This is a genomic window from Arhodomonas aquaeolei DSM 8974 (genome assembly GCF_000374645.1).
Classification (GTDB): domain Bacteria; phylum Pseudomonadota; class Gammaproteobacteria; order Nitrococcales; family Nitrococcaceae; genus Arhodomonas; species Arhodomonas aquaeolei.
In genome coordinates, this window is the sequence record NZ_KB894801.1 from 432,443 (window position 1) to 449,027 (window position 16,585).

Genomic DNA, 16,585 nt, shown 5'->3' on the forward strand with positions numbered 1-16,585 from the left:
ATGCCGGGCGCACGCACCGGGGACGGCCGGGATGGCGCCTCACTCCGCGGCGCGGCGCTGGTCGCCACCGCCGCGGGTCTGTGGAGCACCACCAGCATCGTTGCGAGACTGGCATTCACCGCGGGGGCACTGCCACCGCTGGTACTCGGGAGCGTGCGGCTCCTGCTGGTCACGCCGCTGTTCCTGGTCGCCATCGCCGTGCTGCGCGGCCGGCGCGGCATCGTGCCGGCACGCGCGGCATGGCCGTTCATCACCGGCCTGGGTCTGGCACAGGCCGCCTACCAGGGCCTGTATCTCACCGCCGTGAGCTGGGTCGGCGCCGGCCTCGCGACCCTGGTGACGCTGTGCTCCGCGCCGGTCATTACCGCCGTGCTCGCCGGCGTCGTGCTGGGCGAGCCGCTGACCCGGCGCACTGCGGAGGGTATGGTCGGGGCGATCACCGGCACCGTCCTCGTGGTCGCCTTTGGCGAGACCATCACCGCCGGTCCGATGCTCTGGTGGGGCGTGGCCGCGTCGCTCGCGGCGGGACTGGTCTACGCACTTTTCACACTGCTCTCACGCCGGGCCGGCCACTACTGCCACCCCCTGCAGAGCGCATGCTTCGGTTTCGCCGTCGGCGGCATCGCCCTCGCTCCGGCGGCGGCATGGAGCGCCTCCGCCGCGGCACCACTGACCGTCACCGGTCTCGCTGCGGTGGTCTACATCACCCTGGTCCCGACGTTCGTCGGCTACATCGCCTTCTTTCAGGGGATGCGCGTCACGCCGGCCACCGCCTCGACCATCATCGTCACCCTGGAGCCACTTGTCGTGGCCGTGCTTGCCTGGGCCCTGCTCGGCGAGGCCCTCGGCCCGTGGGGCATGGCAGGCGCCGTGCTACTCACCGCCTCCGTGCTGCGCGTCACCGGTGTCGGACGGCGGCGCTGAGATCTCCAGCGACAGCACCACCAGGGTCCCGCCCTGAACCGTCCAGAGCACGTTGTGACCGGCCAGGGTCACGCCATGGACGCGGTTCTGCTCGCCACGCCGATAGGCCGGCCGGGGATCGAGCGCCAGGGTCTCGGCAATAAGCCGCCGCAGGCCCGCCGGGGCCGCCGCAAGCGCCGCTTCCGCCTCGGCGGCGAAGTGCACCGGCATCGGCGCCGGTGCCTCGTCGAAGCGCACCGGCGGACACGCCTCCGGGATGGCGTCGCTGTAAGGGATATAGGGTTTGATATCGTAGACCGGCGTGCCGTCGACGAGGTCATGCCCCGCGATGGCAAGCCCGCGCCGTCCGGGCATATCCACCACGCGATCCAGAGTGACCACCGACAGCCCCAGCCCGTTGGGCCGAAACGGCGAGCGGGTGGCAAAGACCCCGAGCCGGCGGTTACCGCCGAGCCGAGGCGGGCGCACCGTCGGCGACCATTCCCGCAGCGGGTTGAGATGGAAGCCGAAGATCACCCAGACGTGGCTGCAGGCCTCCAGACCGCGCAGGGCCTGGGGATCGTCGTAGGGCGGCTCGAGCTCGATGAACGCCCTCGCCGAGGGCACCAGGCCGGGCTGGCGAGGCGTGCCGAATTTCTCCGCGAAGTCGCCGCGGATATGGCCTACCGGGGTCAGGGTCACGGCGTTCACGGCCTCCCCAGCCGCTCGGCGAGGAAGCCCTGGAGGGCATCCCATGACGCCATGTCCGCCTCCGGCCGGTAACGCTCGCCGGACCAGACCGTAAAGGCGTGCGGGGCGCCGCCATAGATCTCCATCCGGTGCGGGACCCCCGCGGCGTCCAGGGCGCCGGCCAGCGCAGCGACGTCGCTCATCGGCGAGGCCCGGTCGGCGGAGCCGTGCAGGATCAGCACCGGGGCGCGAACATCGGCGTAATCCTGGCCCTCCGGCGTGCCTAGACCACCGTGGAAAGTCACGAATCCCTGCATGTCTGCCCCGCTGCGTGCGAGTTCCAGCACCGCCGAGCCGCCAAAGCAGTAACCGATGGCGACGGCCCGTTCCGGATCCACGCCCTCCAGACCGCGCAGGGCATTCACGGCCGCATTCACGCGCGTGCGCATCAGGGCGCGGTCACCGTAGAGCTCGCCGCTCCGGGCGCGCGCGTCCTCCACCGTTTGCGGGCGTACACCGGCACCGTAGAGATCCGCGGCGAACGCCGCGTAGCCTGCCCGGGCAAGCATCCGCGCCCGGGTGCGCTCGTAGTCGTCGAGCCCGTCCCAGTCGTGAATGATCAGCACGACGGGCTGGGGCCCCGGCAACGCCGTATTGCGGGCATAGTAGCCCTCGAAGCGCGTATCGCCGGAACGGTAGGAAACGTCCTCGCCGACGATGTCGGCCACCGCGACGGCCGGCAGGCACGCGGCGGCGAGCGCAAGGGTGGTGATGACACTGCGGATCGTCGTCATACGGCCTCCCGTGGCACGTCGTCTGTGCCGGCAGAGATTGCAGTCCTGCGGGACTCGGCCAGACTGTCCCTGCTGGAGTATAGTGGGCGCTCCGGGCCGCTGCGCCGCGACCATGCACGGGCGGCAGACTGCGCCGCCGGGATGACAGGGAGGCCGCCATGACCCACCGTCAACGCCTGGCAAGCTGGCTGTTCGCCGGCTGGCACCTCGCACGCATGCCGGTACCCGACGACCCCGCTACGCTCGCCGCACGACGGCGCTGGTGCCGCGACCACTGCGGCGATTTCGCCGGCCGCTGGTTCGGCATCGGCGCCGCCCTGTGGCTGTTCTACGTCTTCCCGCTGCGCCCCGCGCTGCCGATGGAGACCGACTACGGCTGGCCGGGGATCGCCGCGCTCGTCGCCTTCGTCATCGGCGTGTGGTACATCGTCCGGCAGATCTACGCACAGTCCAAGGTCGGGCCGCCGCCGATCGACCCGCCCATGGACATGCGCGGGCCAGACGACCGTTAACCCCCGCGCTAGCCAGTCTGGCGCTGGAGCAGCTGCAGGTAGCCCTCGAGGACGTCGAGCAGCCGCAGGGCCTCGTCGAGGTCCGCCCTGCCGTCGTCCGCCACCGGCAGGGCATTCAGCCGCTCGCGGATATGGTGAGCATAGTCGGCGGCCGCATCCAGCGTGGTCGGGCCTTCCTCCCACGCGCCTTCGTCCTGGGTGGAATCCGTCATAATCCGTTCCCCCTCCAATGCGTCGCATGGCCCGTAGTGCGGCAGTGTACCCGCCCGCGGCGGCGGAGTTCGAATAACGACCTTGATTTGCGGTGGCGTCGATCCCACCCGGGCAGAGAGACGGTAGTCCCATTCACCCCATCAAGGAGCCAGCGATGAGCGAATTACTGGCCGGCAAGCGCGTTTGCCTGCTCGCCGAGGACGAGTTCGAGGACATCGAGCTGCTCTATCCGCTGCACCGCTTCGCCGAGGAAGGCGCTGAGGTCATCGTCGTGGGGCCGCGCAAGGCGACCTATACCGGCAAGCACGGCTGCACCGTGGAGGCCCACATCGCGTCGGCGGAAGCGGCGAGCCAGGATTTCGACATCGTCGTCGTGCCCGGGGGCTATGCACCGGACCGCATGCGCCGCCACCGCGAGATGCTGGAGATCGTGCGCCGGGCGGATACGGAGGGCCACGTGGTCGCCGCCATCTGTCACGCGCCCTGGGTGCTGATTTCCGCACGGGTCGTGGCGGACCGACAGCTGACGGGTTTCTGGTCCATCCGGGACGATCTCGTCAACGCCGGCGCCCGTTATGTCGATGAGCCGGTGGTCACCGACGGCAATCTGGTCACCTCCCGCCACCCCCCGGACCTCGGTGCCTTCTGCCGTGCCATCATCGCGCGGAGCACCGGCGCAGCCGGGGGTGCCCCCCGATGAGCGGCGGCGCGCACCCGGGCGCCCCGGAACGCCTGTTCGTCGACCACCGCGGCGGCATCCGGCGGTGTCCGCCCGGACAATCGCCACGGACACGGGCGGGGATCCACGGGGTGCTGATCTGCAACGCCCGGGTACTGCTCGTGCGCCCGCCGGGCGGCAACTGGCTGGAGCTGCCCGGCGGCGGTATCGACCCCGGCGAAGACCCCACCAGGGCCCTACAGCGGGAGCTGCGGGAAGAGGCGGGCGTGCGCGTTGCGGGGGTGGAACTGGCCGCCACCGCCGAGATCGCCATGCAGACGCGCTACTACGCGGCCAACCACGACGAATACTGGCACTACGACCAGACCTTCCGGCTGATCCCGCTGAGCGGTGAGCCAACGCTCCACCCGCCCGAAGAGCACGGCCATGAAGTGCTGTGGCTGCCCCTCGCCGAGCTGCACGGCGAGGCGCTGCACCATCTTCACCGTGCGGCGCTGGACCGCCTGCTCGGCCTGTGCACCTGAACACCGGGCGCACCGGCCACCCGCCGCCGCCCGGCCCCCGGACGGCAGGTTCATTGACACACCGTCACACGGGCGCCCCGGCCGCAGAGGGACGGCCTACAGCCGCTCGCGCGCCGCCGCGACCCAACCGTTCACCCGCTCCTGGGAAACGACCATCTGCCGTGCCTTGAGCTGCTCGGTCAGCCGTGCGGCATCGGTGTCCGCCAGATCGCGGAACGAGTGAATGCCAAGCTCGGCAAGGCGCTTCTGCACCGCCGCACCGATGCCCTTGATGGCGGTCAGGTCGTCCGCGCTACCGCCAGGGTTAGCCGGGGATTGCCCGGTCGCCGCGTTGGCACCCGCGCCACCGGTGTCGGGGGCACCCGCCGAGGTGGGAGCACTTGCCGGTGCGGACGCGGGCTTCGGCGAACCCTCGGCGCTGGCGGCCTCGCCGTCCCCCTGCCCGCCTGCCGGCGTGGCGGAAGCCCGGGGCGCCTGCGGGGTTGCCGGTGCCTCGGCACCCTGCCGTTTCGCCGTGGTCTCGCTCCCGCCCCGGGAACTCGTGGGCGTCGCCTGCGCCGAGCGTTCGCGGCCCTTCGACTCCGGGGCCTCGTCGATCCGCGGCAGCCACCAGAACACCATCTCCATCCAGCGTTTGAGCCATTCCGTCCACATGGCAACCTCCTGCCTATGTCACCCGATCCCCGCTCAATCTAACCGGGACGATGCAGTGCAGCAAACGAAAACCGTCGACCCGATCCGCATGGCTGGGTACCAGGGCGCAGACGTGCCCGTGCCCATCGCGTATCCTGCCCGCGGTCGGACACCTGCAGGATAGCCGCCGAACATGTCCCGTCTACTGATCAACCTACGCGACGTCCCCGACGACGAGATCCTGGAGCTGCGCGGCATGCTCGAGGCCAACGGCATCCCCTACTTCGAGACCGAGCCCAACCGCTGGGGCATCTCCATGGGGGCGATCTGGCTGGAGGACGACGACGATCTGGAACGGGCCCGGGCGCTGCTCGCCGACTACCAGGCCGAGCGCCAGCGCCGGGAGCGCAACGACTACCGCGAGCGGCTCGCACGCGGCGAGGCCGACACCCTCTGGCAGCGCGCGCGGCGCCGGCCGCTGGCAGTCCTCTTCTACTGTGCTGCCGCGGCGCTCATCCTCTACCTCTCGACCCAGCCCTTCCTGGATCTGGCACTGCCCTGAGCGGCGGTGCTCAGACCGCATCCAGCAAGCGCTGATGCATCTCCCGGGCCCGTTCGTCCGGGAGCACGAAACGCACGCGCCGTACCGAGACGAGTCCACGGGCGGCCTCACGGACCGCGCGCATCGCCACCGGCGCGGCCTCCGCCATGGGATAACCGAAGGCACCGGTGGACAGCGCCGGGAAGGCGACCGACGCCAGTCCGGCGTCGTCGGCCAGCTCCAGCGCCCGGCGGTAACAGCGCGCCAGCAGCTCGTCCGAGGGCGTGTCGCGGCCGTACACCGGACCCAGACAGTGGATGACGTGCGGGTTCGGGAGTCCGTGACCGCCGGTCATCACCGCCTCGCCCGGGGCGATAGGCGCCAGCGGCGCGCACTCCTGCGCGAGGCCGGAGCCAGCCGCGCGGTGGATGGCCCCGGCGACACCACCGCCCGGCATGAGGCGGGCGTTGGCGGCGTTGACGACAGCGTCCATATCCGGCTGGCGGGTGATGTCGCCGACGACGCACTCGATCTGGACCTTACCCTCTCCTGTGGCCATGACCCATCCTCCGTGCCTGTCTGTGCGATCGGCCCGGTCACCGGGACCCGGCGCTGGCCGGCGGCGGCGACAGCGCCGGCCCCGCGGGGACGACCGTGCCAATGACCCGGTCCGTACGGCACACTGTGGCGGCAGCCCGCGCACCGTCAACCCGCGCGTGCCGGGATCACACCGGCAGGGAGACGCCCGATGCCCATCAACACCAACCGCTGGAACCGCTGGCGTTATACCGTCTACACCCCGATATACGATGCCGTTGCCGGCGGCTTCGCGCGCCAGCGCCGTCGCGCCGTAGCGCTCGCCGGCCTGGTCCCCGGCGAACGGGTTCTCCTCTCCGGCGCGGGCAGCGGCCTCGACCTGACGGCAATCCCCACGGACAACCCGGTGACCGCCGTGGACATCACCCCGGCGATGATTGCCCGCCTGCGCCGGCGCGCCCGCCGCGCCGGGCGCCAGGTGGACGCCCGGGTCATGGATGCCGCGGCGCTGACGTTCCCGCCCGCGAGCTTCGACGTGGTGTTTCTGCACCTGATACTGGCGGTGATCCCGGACCCGGTGGGCTGTATCCGGGAGGCGGCGCGGGTGCTCCGCCCCGGCGGGCGGGTGGTGATCTTCGACAAGTTTCTCGCCGACGACGCCCGGCCGGGGCTCGTGCGCCGTGCCCTCGACCCACTGGCGACCGTCCTCGCCACGGGCCTCAACCGCCGCGTCGGCCCGCTGCTGAACGCCGCCGGACTCGAGCGCGTCCATGACGAGCCCGCCGGCCTCGGCGGGCTTTTCCGGATCGTCGTCGCGCGTCCTGCTCAGGCGGTCTCCGGCCCGGCATAGAGCCGTGCCAGCGCCTGCGGGTCAGCGATACGCAGCCAGCCGCGGTGGCGCTCGATCCAGCCGGCGTGCTCAAAATCCCCGAGCAGTCGGGTGATCACCTCCCTCGCGGTGCCGAGCTCGGTGGCGAGCTGCTGGTGGGTGGCCCGTACCGTGTCCGCCTCCGCACGGTCCACAAGCAGCTCGGCGAGACGCGCATCCACCCTACGGAAGGCAAGCTCCTCGACCAGCAGCATCAGCGACTGCAATCGCGCGCCATAGCTGCGCAGCACCATGTCACGGAAGGCCGGCGAGCCCGACATCAGGTCGTCGAACACCGCCGGGGGCACCAGCAGTGCCTCGCTCGGACGCTCGGCGACGGCGGTGGCGTGATAGAGCCCCTCGTCGAGGAGACAGCCGATGGACAGCGTACACATCTGCGCCGGCAGGATGCGGTAGAGCACGATCTCGCTGCCGGCCGCGGACAGCATATGAACGCGGATGCTGCCGCTGTGCAGTATGGGCAGGCCGCTGCAGCGCTCCCCGAGCCCGAACACCCGCTGACCGGCCGCGAAGGCGACCTCCATGCCGTCGGTAATCAGGCGCTGCCGGGCGCGCTTGTCGAGTTCCGGCAGCCAGTCCATACCCCAGGTCGATGACACGGCACGCCCTCCCTGTCGTGGCGACGAATGGTGACAAAGTCACTGACCGATGCCGTTATTTTCCAGCATTATGACGATGGGAAAAAGGGAGGTTATAAGGATATGAAGGCAAACGTCGGCACTATCGACCGTGCGGTACGGGCCATTGTCGGGATCATTCTGATCGCGCTGGTGTTCGTGGGGCCGCAGACGCCCTGGGGCTGGATCGGCCTCATCCCCCTCGCCACCGCGGCATTCAGCTTCTGCCCGGCCTACCGGCTGCTCGGTCTCAACACCTGCCGCATCCGCGGCAGCCACTGAAACCCTTTCGGAGGGGCGGTCCGCCGCCCCCCTCCGAAGGCCGACCGATCGGCTCCTCACAGAGGTCCTGTCGTGCGTCGGTCAGTCGAGCTGACACCTGACAATCCCTCCGGGAAGGTTAGTACAATGGAGGCCGTCGCAGACGAGCGGGTGACGAAGTGACCATTCCCGCGGACCTCTTTCCCGCCTCCTGGCTGTGGCTCGCCAACGCCCTGCTGGCCGCCTTGCTGGTGGCCGCCGTGCGGCGTGCGCCGTGGCGTCTGCTGAAGCGCTCCGAGCTGCAGCACGTGTTCTATGCCAGTGCCCTGCTGGTCGCGCTGCTCTGGCAGATGCGCGCCGGCATCGCCCCGGAGCTGCAGCTCCACCTGCTGGGCATGACCAGCCTCACGCTGATGTTCGGCTGGCGGCTCGCGATCGTGGCCGGCACGCTGGCGGCGGCGCTGTCCATCGTCGCCACCGGCGGTGCATGGCCGACGCTGGGTATCAGCGCGCTGCTCGGCGCCGCCCTGCCGGTGGCCATCACCCACGCGCTCTCCAGGGTGGTCGAGCGGGTCCTGCCGGCCCACTTCTTCATCTACGTATGGGTGAACGCCTTCCTGGGTGCGATGATCTCGGCGGGCACGGCCTACCTGTGTCTGATCGGCCTCGCCTCCGCGGCGGCCGCCTCGGCGGCCGCCCTCGCCCCGGACTACCTGCCGGTGCTGCCGCTGCTGATGTTCCCGGAGGGGTTCATCAACGGCGCAGTCATGACCATGCTCGTCGCTTACCGCCCGGAGTGGGTGAGCAGCTTCGACGACGAGCGCTACCTCAACCGCTGAGTACGCCCGCGTCGCGCCCGGTCAGCCGGTGACGTCGTCGCGGTGCTCGTCGATCCACAGCACCCGGTCGGAACGGGCCTGCAGGTCCGTGGACACGCCGGCCGAGAAGACCGCCAGCTCGACACGCTTGCCGCTCTCCGAGAGATGCTCGACGGCGTCGATGAGATCGCCGTCGCCGGACGACAGCAGCAGTGTGTCGTAGCGGTCCCTGTGGATCAGCGCGAGGGTGGCGAGGCCGACGTCCACGCCCATCTGGCGCTGGTTGACGAGGTTGTGGGCGTCACCGCCGTGGGGACAGGCAAGGTCCACCTTGGTGCCGCAGTCCTGGCAGTAGGCGTTACGCACCCGTTCGTTCTTCAGCCCGTAGAGCTTGACGATCAGGTTCGGCCCGGCCGGGGCGGCGGTCTGCAGCCAGCCGTGGAACCGGTCACGGGCCTCGTGGGCCTCGTTCTGCACGCTGTTGAGATAGTAGCCGCGCCAGACCGGGCCGAGCTCGCGTTCGACGAGATCCCGCAGCTTGAGGTAGTCGACCCGCTGATTGGGGCCGAAGGCCTGCATGTTGACGGCGTGGATGTAGCTGGCATCGATCAGCCAGAGGCGGCGGCCGGGGGCGGTGTGGGTCGGTTCGTGCTCGCTCATGGTCCGCCAGCATACAGGAGTCGGGGAGGCGTCGCCGCCATCGCGATCCTCACCTGCCGTGACGGCGGGCGGCGCGGTTGATCTGTATGGACCAGCTCGCATGGGCGAGCACAGCCCCGAGCCCGAACACCAGCAGCGGCGCGAGTGCGCCCTCGGCGTGCTCCGGGCGGGCCCCGCGCAGCAGCCACAGCGCCACCCCACCCACCGCCAGGGTCGGCACCGTAACCACCGCGCGGCTCAACGCCGGGCTGTCCGGCAGGGCCAGTGGCCCGGCGAGCATGATGAACGCCGCCAGCGTCCCCACCCAGACCCCGGCCAGGAAGTCGCCGGGCAGCGTACCGGCAGTGAATCCCATCACCGGTGCCACCAGCACCGCCGCCAGCAGCGTACCCGCGGCAAGACGCCGCCTCAGCGCCAAGAGATCCGTCCCGTTCACGCGTTCCTCCTCACTCCGTGCCGGCCGCACCGGCGCTCTATGACGCCGCGATCCTACTAAGGCGGTAACGCCGACGCCACCTCCGGCGGTCAACGCAGGCCGCACACGCGTCATCGGGGTGACGGCACGACGACCGCGCCGGTACCCTCCTGCAGGGAGGATGCACGAGGGGGCGGCTTGATGCTGGGACGGCTCGCCAAGTCTCTAATGGCGCTGGCGGTCGCGGTGGCGTTCGTGGTGATGGGCTATCGCTGGCAGCAAAGCGTGAAGGACACGATGGCGGACGCACAGGCGGTCGACGCCACGGTGATCGCCACCGGCATCGAGCGTCAGGAGGACGACACCGGTGGCCAGACGACGGTCTCCTTCACGCCGACGGTCCGCTACCGCTTCGACTACCGCGGCGAGGGCCACACCACCGACGGGATCTGGCCCGCGGCCACAGTCAGCGGCGAGCGGGACTGGGCAACGGCGTTCATCGAGGACTACCCGGTGGACGCGACGGTCACGGCGCACGTCCCCGACGGTGAGCCGGACCGCGCCTTTCTCGTGAACGAACGCACCTACGGGCCGTGGATCCCCATGGGCATCGGCGGCGTGCTGCTGGTGCTCTCGCTCTACGACCTGCTCCGGGCGCTACGCCCCTACCAAACCTAGCCGTATAACCCCTCACCCCCGAGACATACAGGGTCGGCTGCGCCTGACAGCCAACATCGTCGCGGACAGGATCCCGGGCGGGTAGGTCGTGCACGGCCGCAGGCCGTGTGCAACGCTGCCGGAACCGGCCCGGAGTGCCGCAGGCCTGTGGCGCACGACCTACCCGGAATTCCATTCGCTACCCTGCAGCAGGGTCAAAACACTGCGCCCCTATCCGGTCGCCTAGCGTTCGCGGCGCGCGGCGAGCCGGCGCCACAGCCAGCCGTCCGGGCGCTGCTCCCCGCTCGCCACGTAGCGGAAGACGTCCCGATTGGTCACGGTACGCTGCATCCGCACCCGTTCCCCGTGACGCGCGCACAGCAGCACATGGTCGCCGCGGGCAAGGGCGTGATCCGGCCCGGGCAGCAGCGTCTGGCCACCATCGCGCTCGATCATCAGCACCTCCGCGGCTAGGGCGAGGTCCCGCTCCCGCGGATCGCGCAGCAGCTCCGCCACCGTGACGGTCGTGCCCTCGTCCAGGGCCGCGTACAGCGCCGGCGCCTCGCCGGGCTCGACGGTCAGGGTCCAGACCTCCGGCGAAGCCTCACCGACGCGGGCGTGCCAGCGCTCGAGCAGCGTCCCGATCCACTCGTCGTCTCGCTCGCGGACCGCCTGGAGGAAGCGCGGCAGCATCGGGGTGGCGAGCAGCCGGAGCATGCGCACCGCCATGATGCTGCTCGACTCCATGATCCGGTCCACCGCTGCCGCCTCGAACACGGCATGGCTCGCGCGGTCGTTCTGCCGCGCGACCAGGTAGAGCTCGCCACGAAGCTCGCGGGCGGTCATGACGATGGAGAGATTGTCGGTGTCGTCGTCCGTTGCCGCGATCACCCCGGCCACGTCCGCCGCCTCGATACCCGCCTCGCGCAGGGTCACCGCCTCGGTGCCCTTGCCGCCGATAACCGTGGTCTCCTTCATCACGGAGGCGGGCACGGTATCCGGCGTCACCAGCACCAGGTCCATGCCGTGCTCGCGCAGGCGCCGGTAGAGGGCGCGGCCCAGGGCGGTGTAGCCGCAGACGATCCAGCGCCCGGCGGGCGGCAGCCGCTCCTCGTCGGCGGTATCCGCGTGGACGCTCATCCAGCTGTAGAGGCGGTGCGCCTGCGGTGCCTCCATGGCCATGACGAAGCCGCCGGCGAAGGTGAGGTACGGGTCGATGATGTAGTCGGTGCCGAACGAGGCCATGTTGGCACGGGTCTCGTCGCGCTCGGCACGCGCGATCACCGGCAGCCGGGGGTTGAGCAGCTTGGTGGTTATGGCGATGTGCAGGTTGGTGTGATCGTCGTCGGTCACCGCCAGCACCGCCCGGCAGCGCGGATCACCGAGCCCCGCGGCCAGCAGGTTGTCCGTGAAGTTGGCATCGCCGCAGAGATGCGGCACGAACGAGCGCAGGCCCTCCACGCTGACCCCGTCGAGCTGGCGCTCGTCCCAGTCGATCACCACCGCGCGCCCGCCCCCGCCGGTGATTTCGCGCACGAGTTGCGAGCCCGTGTCGCCGTAGCCGCAGACCAGTGTGAACGGCTCCACCAGCCGGGAGACGCTGCGGCGGAAGCGGTTCCAGGTGACCACGCGCTGGAACACCGGATCGCGGATGATGCCCACAATGGTGCCGATCGCGTAGAACCAGCTGATCACCAGCAGGTGCAGACTGACCACCACCCACAGGCGCTGGGCCTGGTTGAAGCCGGTGGGCAGCTCGCCGAACCCGATGGTCGTGGCAGTGTAGCTCACGAAGTAGAAGGCGTGGAGGAAGTCCACGCGATAGGGCTCGCCGGCGGCCGTGGTGCCCTCGATGAGCACCAGCCCGAGCACGGAGACGGCATAGGCGACGATCAGCGTGAGCAGCGGCGCGCGCATGCGCCGCAGTACCAGCGGGACGATACGGTGACGCGGGACGTCGATCAGCTCCGACATGGCCGCCGCCGCGTCAGCGCTGCATGTTGACGGTCTCGATCACGAGGATGGTCACCGAGGCCAGGTTCGCCATCAGTGCCCCGCCGGAGAGCGAGACGATGCTGCCCATCACCGCCGGCGTCAGGCCCACGCCGGTGACGTGCATGGACATGCCCCAGACCACCGCCGCGGTGATGAGCTGCAGGTCCGCGACCAGGCTCGCCGCCAGCAGGATGGCACCGATCTGCGTGCGCTCGCCGAACTTGAGCACGGTGGCGATGAGCGAGACCACGAGCGCCGCATACAGCTCGAAGACGTTGTGGTGAGCCGGGTTGTCGAACTCGCCGATGAAGAACCCGAAGTTCAGCGTCAGCGCGAGCAGGATGAAGAAGCCGAAGACGACCTTTTCCAGATTCATGGCGCGGCACGCTCCCGTCTGCGTTGTGCCCGGCCCGCCCGGTTCAGCCGGGCGGGTCCTCGCGGAGTTCCATGCGATCGGCGTCGCTCAGTGACACGAACCGCCCGTCCACGGTGTGGAACGAACGGCCGCCGATGTCCTTGCGGTAGACCCGGTACTCCGTGATCCCGCCGGTGCGGGTATCCACCACCCGCACGTGCACCACCTCGTGGGCCTGCTGCCACTCCATCCAGGCCATCCCCGAGACGCCGGCGAGCAGCACCGCCACCAGCGCATAGCCGGCCAGCGTCCGCGGCGACGGCCGCCGCCACGAACGGCCCGCCCGGCGGGGCGAGGAATCGCGGCGGGGCGCGGGGTCCTCGCGCCGCTGCGTGCCGGCGGAACCGCCGGCACGCAGGCGCAGCACCACCGCGACCACCACGATCACCGTCACTGTGAGAAGAAACTGGTACACACCGCCTCCCCCATGCGGGTTACGCCACGGATTCTAACCGTCTTCGCCGCCCGCACCCAGACGCGGACGTGACACGGCCCTTCTGACGTCATTGAACCGGTCTATCATTGTCATTGGACCGGTGGAATTCACACGGCGGGGTACGGCGGTTAAGGTGAATTGAATGTCAGACTAACTAAAAAGGGGGTAGGTACGGCCATGCGCGACACCCTGGCCCGAAAGAACAACCAGTCGGAATCGCGCCGCGCACGTCATAATGACAGTGCGCGGCGCATGGTGGAGTCGTTACTCGAGCACGCGGACGTCCGCATCGACGGCGAGCGTCCGTGGGACATCCAGGTCCACGACCCCCGCGTGTTCGAGCGCGCCCTCACCTACGGCAATCTGGGGCTCGGCGAGGCCTACATGGACGGCTGGTGGGATGTGGAGTGGCTCGACGAGTTCTTTCACCGCATCCTCGCCAGTGGCATCGAGGACCAGATCCGCCCCATGCGGCTCGCCCTCCACGCGCTGCGGGCACGGCTGCTCAACCTGCAGACCAGCCGCAAGGCCTGGGAGGTGGGCGAATCCCACTACGACCTCGGCAACGACTTCTACGAGGCCATGCTCGATCGCCGCATGACCTACACCTGCGGCTACTGGCGCGATGCCGAGGACCTCGACAGCGCCCAGGAGGCCAAGCTCGAGCTGCTCTGCCGCAAGCTCCAGCTCGAACCCGGCATGCGGGTACTCGACATCGGCTGCGGCTGGGGCAGCTTCATGAAGTATGCCGTCGAGCACTACGGTGTCGAGTGCGTCGGCCTGACCATCTCCGAGGAACAGGTCACCCGGGGCCGCGAGGCCTGCCAGGGCCTGCCGGTGGAGTTCCGCCAGCAGGACTACCGCGAGCTCGACGAGACGTTCGAGCGCATCGTCAGCGTGGGCATGTTCGAGCACGTCGGACGCAAAAACCACGAGACCTTCATGGAAGTGGCCGAACGGTGCCTGTCCGTGGACGGGATATTCGTGCTGCACACCATCGGCAAGAACGAGACCCACACGACGCCGGATCCGTGGATCGACAAGTACATCTTCCCCAACGGGGACCTGCCGTCGCTGGTGCAGATCGGCAACGCCGCGGAGGGCCGGTTCGTCACCGAGGACCTGCACAATTTCGGCGCCGACTACGACCGCACCCTGATGGCCTGGCACCAGAACTTCGAGGCGGCGTGGCCGCGTTTCCGCGAGACCTACGGCGAACGCTTCTACCGGATGTGGCGCTATTACCTACTCTCCTGCGCCGGGGCCTTCCGCGCCCGCGACATCCAGCTCTGGCAGTTCGTGTTCACCCGCAAGGGGCTGCCCGGGGGCTACCGCCGCCCGGACATGTAACCGCGCTCAGGCCCGGACCAGCGCCGCCTCGGCGCGGTCCAGGGCCGCGGCCGTACCGGCGAGTGTCACGATGTCGCCTTCGCTGAGCACCCAGTCACCGCCCGGGGCATCCTCGCGGGTGTCGTCGCGGGTCACCGCCGAGACGCTCACCCCCATCGCCTCCAGCCCCAGCGCGTCGATGCGCTGGCCGGTGGCACGGGCGTCCGCCGCGATATTGAAGGCACGCAGCTGCAGGGCATCCGGGTCGCTATCGTCGCGGCCGGGGAAGAGCGCGCGCAGCAGCTCGTAGCGCCCCTGGCGGAGGTCGCGGATACGCCGGGTCACGGACGCCGGCGGCTCGCCGAGCAGCAGCAGCACATGCGAGCTCACCGTCAGCCCGGCCTCCAGCGTTTCCGGCACCACCTCCGTCGCCCCGGCCTCCTGGAGCTCGCGGAGGTAGCTGTCATCGCGGGCGCGCACCAGGATGGGCAGATGCGGATGCGAGGCGCACAGCGCCTCCACCGTGTGCACCAGTGCCTGGGGCGCCTCCAGGGTGAACACCACCGCGCGCACCCGATCGGCACCGGCCGCGCGCAGCACGTCGACCCGCGTGCCGTCGCCATGGGCCACCGGGGCACCGGCGCCGCGGGCGTTCTCCACACGTACCGGGTCGGCGTCCAGGGCGCTCCAGGGGTAGCCCGCCTCGTCGAGCACGCGGGCGATGTGCTGCCCCACCCGCCCGAAGCCCACCAGCAGGACCCGTCCCTCGCCACTCGGCAGGGTGTGGACGTCATCCTGGATCTCCCGGGTGGCGGCGCGGCGACCGAGCAGGCGGTCGGCGAGCGGGCCGTTGAACCGCAGCGCCAGCGGCGCCACCGCCATGGACAGCAGCAGCGCGGCCAGCACCACCTGCCCGTAGGCCGGCGGCAGCAGCTCGTGGGTCAGCCCCAGGGTGAGCAGCGCAAAGCCGAACTCGCCGCCGTGCGCCAGCGTCAGGCCGGTGCGCACTGCGGTCACCGTGGGCATCCGTGCCGCCCGCCCGAGGCCGAACACCAGCGCGAACTTGAACACCACCAGGGCGGCGAACAGCAGCAGGATCCACGGCCAGCCCCGGGGCAGTACGCTGAAGTCGAGCAGCATGCCGATGCTCACGAAGAACAGCGCCAGCAGCACGTCCCGGAACGGGCGTATCTCCGCCTCCATGGTGTGGCGGAAGGCGCTCTCGCCGAGCATCATCCCCGCCACGAAGGCGCCGAGCGCCGGCGACAGGCCCAGGAACGCCGTCCACCACGCGGCCCCCAGCGCCACGGTCAGCGCCGCCAGGGTGAACAGCTCCCCGGAGTACAGCGCGGCCACGTGGTTCAGCGCCCGGTTGAGCACGAACCGGCCCACCAGCAGGATCACCGCCACCGCGAGCACGCCCTTGCCCAGCGCCACCGCCAGCGCCCAGCCAAGGGAGTCGTCGGAGGGCACGGCGAGCCCGGAGATCACCACCAGGAACGGCACCACCGCCAGGTCCTGAAACAGCAGGATGCCGAGGGCCGCGCGCCCGTGGGGCTGGCCCAGCTCGACCTGGTCGGTGAGCTGCTTGGTGACCATCGCGGTGGAGGACATCGCCACCACCCCCGCGATCACCAGCCCACCGGCGATACCGATGGGCGGCGCCCCGGGTACGAGCACGTCCAGCAGCAGCGAGACACCGAAGGCGGCGGCGCCGGCGATCAGCACCTCGCCACCCCCGAGGCCGAGCAGCGCACCGCGCATGCGCGCCAGGTCCGGCAGCGAGAACTCCAGACCGATGGAGAACAGCAGCAGGACCACGCCGAGCTCGGCGAGGGAGCGGATCGTCTCGAGATCGTGGACCACCCCCAGCGCGGTGGGGCCCGCCACCAGACCGACGGCGAGGTAGCCGAGTACCGCGGGCAGCCGCAGACGCAGGAACACCGCCGCGGCACCCACGGCGATGAGCAGGATGAGCAGGAGTTCGGCGAAACCCTCAGGTGTGTGCATGCGCGCATTCCCGTCACGTTGACGGGCGCCATGCTATCCGAATTCCGCGGACGAACG

General features: G+C 70.2%; 22 protein-coding genes. 10 read left to right on the forward strand and 12 right to left on the reverse strand.

From position 1 onward, the window contains the following. Entirely contained in the window at positions 1–924 is a 924-nt protein-coding gene (locus tag C516_RS0104235; RefSeq protein ID WP_018717125.1) for a DMT family transporter, read from the forward strand. On the opposite strand, the gene tsaA is transcribed toward C516_RS0104235, so the two are convergent. Both tsaA and C516_RS0104245 read right to left on the reverse strand, forming a co-directional pair. Next, positions 874–1,614, reverse strand: coding sequence for a tRNA (N6-threonylcarbamoyladenosine(37)-N6)-methyltransferase TrmO (gene tsaA, locus C516_RS0104240; protein WP_018717126.1), 741 nt, complete (start codon positions 1,612–1,614; stop codon positions 874–876). The two genes, C516_RS0104235 and tsaA, sit on opposite strands and share 51 nt — an antisense overlap. After that, a complete protein-coding gene (locus C516_RS0104245) occupies positions 1,611–2,387 on the reverse strand; it encodes a dienelactone hydrolase family protein (protein ID WP_018717127.1) in 777 nt (258 codons plus the stop codon). The genes tsaA and C516_RS0104245 overlap by 4 nt, the downstream gene beginning before the upstream one ends. 158 nt (positions 2,388–2,545) lie before the next feature. Between C516_RS0104245 and C516_RS0104250 the strand changes: the two genes are divergently transcribed. Beyond that, positions 2,546–2,899 carry a hypothetical protein gene (locus C516_RS0104250; RefSeq protein ID WP_018717128.1) on the forward strand — a complete coding sequence of 118 codons (354 nt, stop codon included), beginning with the start codon at positions 2,546–2,548 and terminating at the stop codon, positions 2,897–2,899. Positions 2,900–2,907: 8 nt separating this feature from the next. Here the strand turns inward: C516_RS0104250 and C516_RS0104255 are convergent, their stop codons facing one another. After that, positions 2,908–3,111, reverse strand: a complete 204-nt coding sequence (locus C516_RS0104255; protein WP_018717129.1) for a hypothetical protein — start codon at positions 3,109–3,111, stop codon at positions 2,908–2,910. A gap of 155 nt (positions 3,112–3,266) precedes the next feature. On the opposite strand from C516_RS0104255, the gene C516_RS0104260 reads away from it, so the two are divergent. Together C516_RS0104260 and C516_RS20350 are read left to right on the forward strand one after the other, a co-directional pair. After that, positions 3,267–3,812 carry a type 1 glutamine amidotransferase domain-containing protein gene (locus tag C516_RS0104260; RefSeq protein WP_018717130.1) on the forward strand — a complete coding sequence of 182 codons (546 nt, stop codon included), beginning with the start codon at positions 3,267–3,269 and terminating at the stop codon, positions 3,810–3,812. After that, a complete protein-coding gene (locus C516_RS20350) occupies positions 3,809–4,315 on the forward strand; it encodes an NUDIX domain-containing protein (RefSeq protein ID WP_018717131.1) in 507 nt (168 codons plus the stop codon). The genes C516_RS0104260 and C516_RS20350 overlap by 4 nt, the downstream gene beginning before the upstream one ends. Positions 4,316–4,411: 96 nt before the next feature. On the opposite strand, the gene C516_RS20355 is transcribed toward C516_RS20350, so the two are convergent. Further along, positions 4,412–4,969 (reverse strand): DUF4332 domain-containing protein, encoded by a 558-nt coding sequence (locus C516_RS20355; protein WP_018717132.1) that lies wholly within the window; start codon positions 4,967–4,969, stop codon positions 4,412–4,414. A gap of 172 nt (positions 4,970–5,141) precedes the next feature. Here C516_RS20355 and C516_RS0104275 point away from each other — a divergent pair, with 172 nt between their 5' ends. Continuing rightward, positions 5,142–5,510, forward strand: a complete 369-nt coding sequence (locus C516_RS0104275) for a DUF6164 family protein (RefSeq protein ID WP_018717133.1) — start codon at positions 5,142–5,144, stop codon at positions 5,508–5,510. A 10-nt stretch (positions 5,511–5,520) separates the two neighbouring features. Here C516_RS0104275 and C516_RS0104280 read toward each other — a convergent pair whose 3' ends face one another. Continuing rightward, on the reverse strand, positions 5,521–6,048 hold the full coding sequence (locus C516_RS0104280) for a macro domain-containing protein (protein WP_018717134.1): 528 nt from the start codon (positions 6,046–6,048) through the stop codon (positions 5,521–5,523). A 189-nt stretch (positions 6,049–6,237) separates the two neighbouring features. On the opposite strand from C516_RS0104280, the gene C516_RS0104285 reads away from it, so the two are divergent. Continuing rightward, positions 6,238–6,876, forward strand: coding sequence for a class I SAM-dependent methyltransferase (locus tag C516_RS0104285; protein ID WP_018717135.1), 639 nt, complete (start codon positions 6,238–6,240; stop codon positions 6,874–6,876). On the opposite strand, the gene C516_RS0104290 is transcribed toward C516_RS0104285, so the two are convergent. After that, positions 6,852–7,514 (reverse strand): Crp/Fnr family transcriptional regulator, encoded by a 663-nt coding sequence (locus C516_RS0104290; protein WP_156831114.1) that lies wholly within the window; start codon positions 7,512–7,514, stop codon positions 6,852–6,854. The two genes, C516_RS0104285 and C516_RS0104290, sit on opposite strands and share 25 nt — an antisense overlap. Before the next feature lie 102 nt (positions 7,515–7,616). Between C516_RS0104290 and C516_RS0104295 the strand changes: the two genes are divergently transcribed. Further along, positions 7,617–7,814, forward strand: a complete 198-nt coding sequence (locus C516_RS0104295) for a YgaP family membrane protein (RefSeq protein WP_018717137.1) — start codon at positions 7,617–7,619, stop codon at positions 7,812–7,814. A gap of 158 nt (positions 7,815–7,972) precedes the next feature. Beyond that, a complete protein-coding gene (locus C516_RS0104300) occupies positions 7,973–8,632 on the forward strand; it encodes an energy-coupling factor ABC transporter permease (RefSeq protein WP_018717138.1) in 660 nt (219 codons plus the stop codon). 21 nt (positions 8,633–8,653) lie between these two features. Here the strand turns inward: C516_RS0104300 and C516_RS0104305 are convergent, their stop codons facing one another. Together C516_RS0104305 and C516_RS0104310 are read right to left on the reverse strand one after the other, a co-directional pair. Beyond that, entirely contained in the window at positions 8,654–9,271 is a 618-nt protein-coding gene (locus C516_RS0104305) for an NYN domain-containing protein (protein WP_018717139.1), read from the reverse strand. A gap of 49 nt (positions 9,272–9,320) precedes the next feature. Further along, positions 9,321–9,707: a hypothetical protein gene (locus C516_RS0104310; protein ID WP_018717140.1), complete on the reverse strand. Its 387-nt coding sequence runs from the start codon at positions 9,705–9,707 to the stop codon at positions 9,321–9,323. Positions 9,708–9,887: 180 nt separating this feature from the next. Between C516_RS0104310 and C516_RS0104315 the strand changes: the two genes are divergently transcribed. After that, positions 9,888–10,364 carry a DUF3592 domain-containing protein gene (locus C516_RS0104315; RefSeq protein ID WP_026320935.1) on the forward strand — a complete coding sequence of 159 codons (477 nt, stop codon included), beginning with the start codon at positions 9,888–9,890 and terminating at the stop codon, positions 10,362–10,364. A gap of 222 nt (positions 10,365–10,586) precedes the next feature. Here the strand turns inward: C516_RS0104315 and C516_RS0104320 are convergent, their stop codons facing one another. The 3 genes from C516_RS0104320 to C516_RS0104330 are packed head-to-tail and all read right to left on the reverse strand — an operon-like array spanning position 10,587 to position 13,168. Continuing rightward, positions 10,587–12,317, reverse strand: a complete 1,731-nt coding sequence (locus C516_RS0104320; RefSeq protein WP_018717142.1) for a potassium channel family protein — start codon at positions 12,315–12,317, stop codon at positions 10,587–10,589. Positions 12,318–12,330: 13 nt separating this feature from the next. Continuing rightward, a complete protein-coding gene (locus tag C516_RS0104325) occupies positions 12,331–12,714 on the reverse strand; it encodes a DUF6394 family protein (protein ID WP_018717143.1) in 384 nt (127 codons plus the stop codon). Positions 12,715–12,757: 43 nt separating this feature from the next. Beyond that, the gene (locus C516_RS0104330) at positions 12,758–13,168 is read right to left on the reverse strand and encodes a hypothetical protein (protein ID WP_018717144.1); all 411 of its coding nucleotides are present in this window, start codon (positions 13,166–13,168) and stop codon (positions 12,758–12,760) included. Between the two features lie 198 nt (positions 13,169–13,366). Between C516_RS0104330 and cfa the strand changes: the two genes are divergently transcribed. Next, the gene (cfa, locus tag C516_RS0104335) at positions 13,367–14,539 is read left to right on the forward strand and encodes a cyclopropane fatty acyl phospholipid synthase (protein WP_018717145.1); all 1,173 of its coding nucleotides are present in this window, start codon (positions 13,367–13,369) and stop codon (positions 14,537–14,539) included. Positions 14,540–14,545: 6 nt separating this feature from the next. On the opposite strand, the gene C516_RS0104340 is transcribed toward cfa, so the two are convergent. Next, positions 14,546–16,528 carry a monovalent cation:proton antiporter family protein gene (locus C516_RS0104340; protein WP_018717146.1) on the reverse strand — a complete coding sequence of 661 codons (1,983 nt, stop codon included), beginning with the start codon at positions 16,526–16,528 and terminating at the stop codon, positions 14,546–14,548. Between the last annotated feature and the right edge of the window lie 57 nt (positions 16,529–16,585).

Excerpts from the sequence above, each read along its gene's own strand:
- C516_RS0104340 (WP_018717146.1), bottom strand. The coding sequence starts at position 16,528 with ATGCACACACCTGAGGGTTTCGCCGAACTCCTGCTCATCCTGCTCATC.
- C516_RS0104325 (WP_018717143.1), bottom strand. The coding sequence starts at position 12,714 with ATGAATCTGGAAAAGGTCGTCTTCGGCTTCTTCATCCTGCTCGCGCTG.
- C516_RS0104250 (WP_018717128.1), top strand. The coding sequence starts at position 2,546 with ATGACCCACCGTCAACGCCTGGCAAGCTGGCTGTTCGCCGGCTGGCAC.
- C516_RS0104255 (WP_018717129.1), bottom strand. The coding sequence starts at position 3,111 with ATGACGGATTCCACCCAGGACGAAGGCGCGTGGGAGGAAGGCCCGACC.
- C516_RS0104320 (WP_018717142.1), bottom strand. The coding sequence starts at position 12,317 with ATGTCGGAGCTGATCGACGTCCCGCGTCACCGTATCGTCCCGCTGGTA.
- C516_RS0104245 (WP_018717127.1), bottom strand. The coding sequence starts at position 2,387 with ATGACGACGATCCGCAGTGTCATCACCACCCTTGCGCTCGCCGCCGCG.
- C516_RS0104275 (WP_018717133.1), top strand. The coding sequence starts at position 5,142 with ATGTCCCGTCTACTGATCAACCTACGCGACGTCCCCGACGACGAGATC.
- C516_RS20350 (WP_018717131.1), top strand. The coding sequence starts at position 3,809 with ATGAGCGGCGGCGCGCACCCGGGCGCCCCGGAACGCCTGTTCGTCGAC.
- cfa (WP_018717145.1), top strand. The coding sequence starts at position 13,367 with ATGCGCGACACCCTGGCCCGAAAGAACAACCAGTCGGAATCGCGCCGC.
- C516_RS0104305 (WP_018717139.1), bottom strand. The coding sequence starts at position 9,271 with ATGAGCGAGCACGAACCGACCCACACCGCCCCCGGCCGCCGCCTCTGG.
- C516_RS0104285 (WP_018717135.1), top strand. The coding sequence starts at position 6,238 with ATGCCCATCAACACCAACCGCTGGAACCGCTGGCGTTATACCGTCTAC.
- C516_RS0104260 (WP_018717130.1), top strand. The coding sequence starts at position 3,267 with ATGAGCGAATTACTGGCCGGCAAGCGCGTTTGCCTGCTCGCCGAGGAC.
- C516_RS20355 (WP_018717132.1), bottom strand. The coding sequence starts at position 4,969 with ATGTGGACGGAATGGCTCAAACGCTGGATGGAGATGGTGTTCTGGTGG.
- C516_RS0104235 (WP_018717125.1), top strand. The coding sequence starts at position 1 with ATGCCGGGCGCACGCACCGGGGACGGCCGGGATGGCGCCTCACTCCGC.
- C516_RS0104315 (WP_026320935.1), top strand. The coding sequence starts at position 9,888 with ATGCTGGGACGGCTCGCCAAGTCTCTAATGGCGCTGGCGGTCGCGGTG.
- C516_RS0104295 (WP_018717137.1), top strand. The coding sequence starts at position 7,617 with ATGAAGGCAAACGTCGGCACTATCGACCGTGCGGTACGGGCCATTGTC.
- C516_RS0104280 (WP_018717134.1), bottom strand. The coding sequence starts at position 6,048 with ATGGCCACAGGAGAGGGTAAGGTCCAGATCGAGTGCGTCGTCGGCGAC.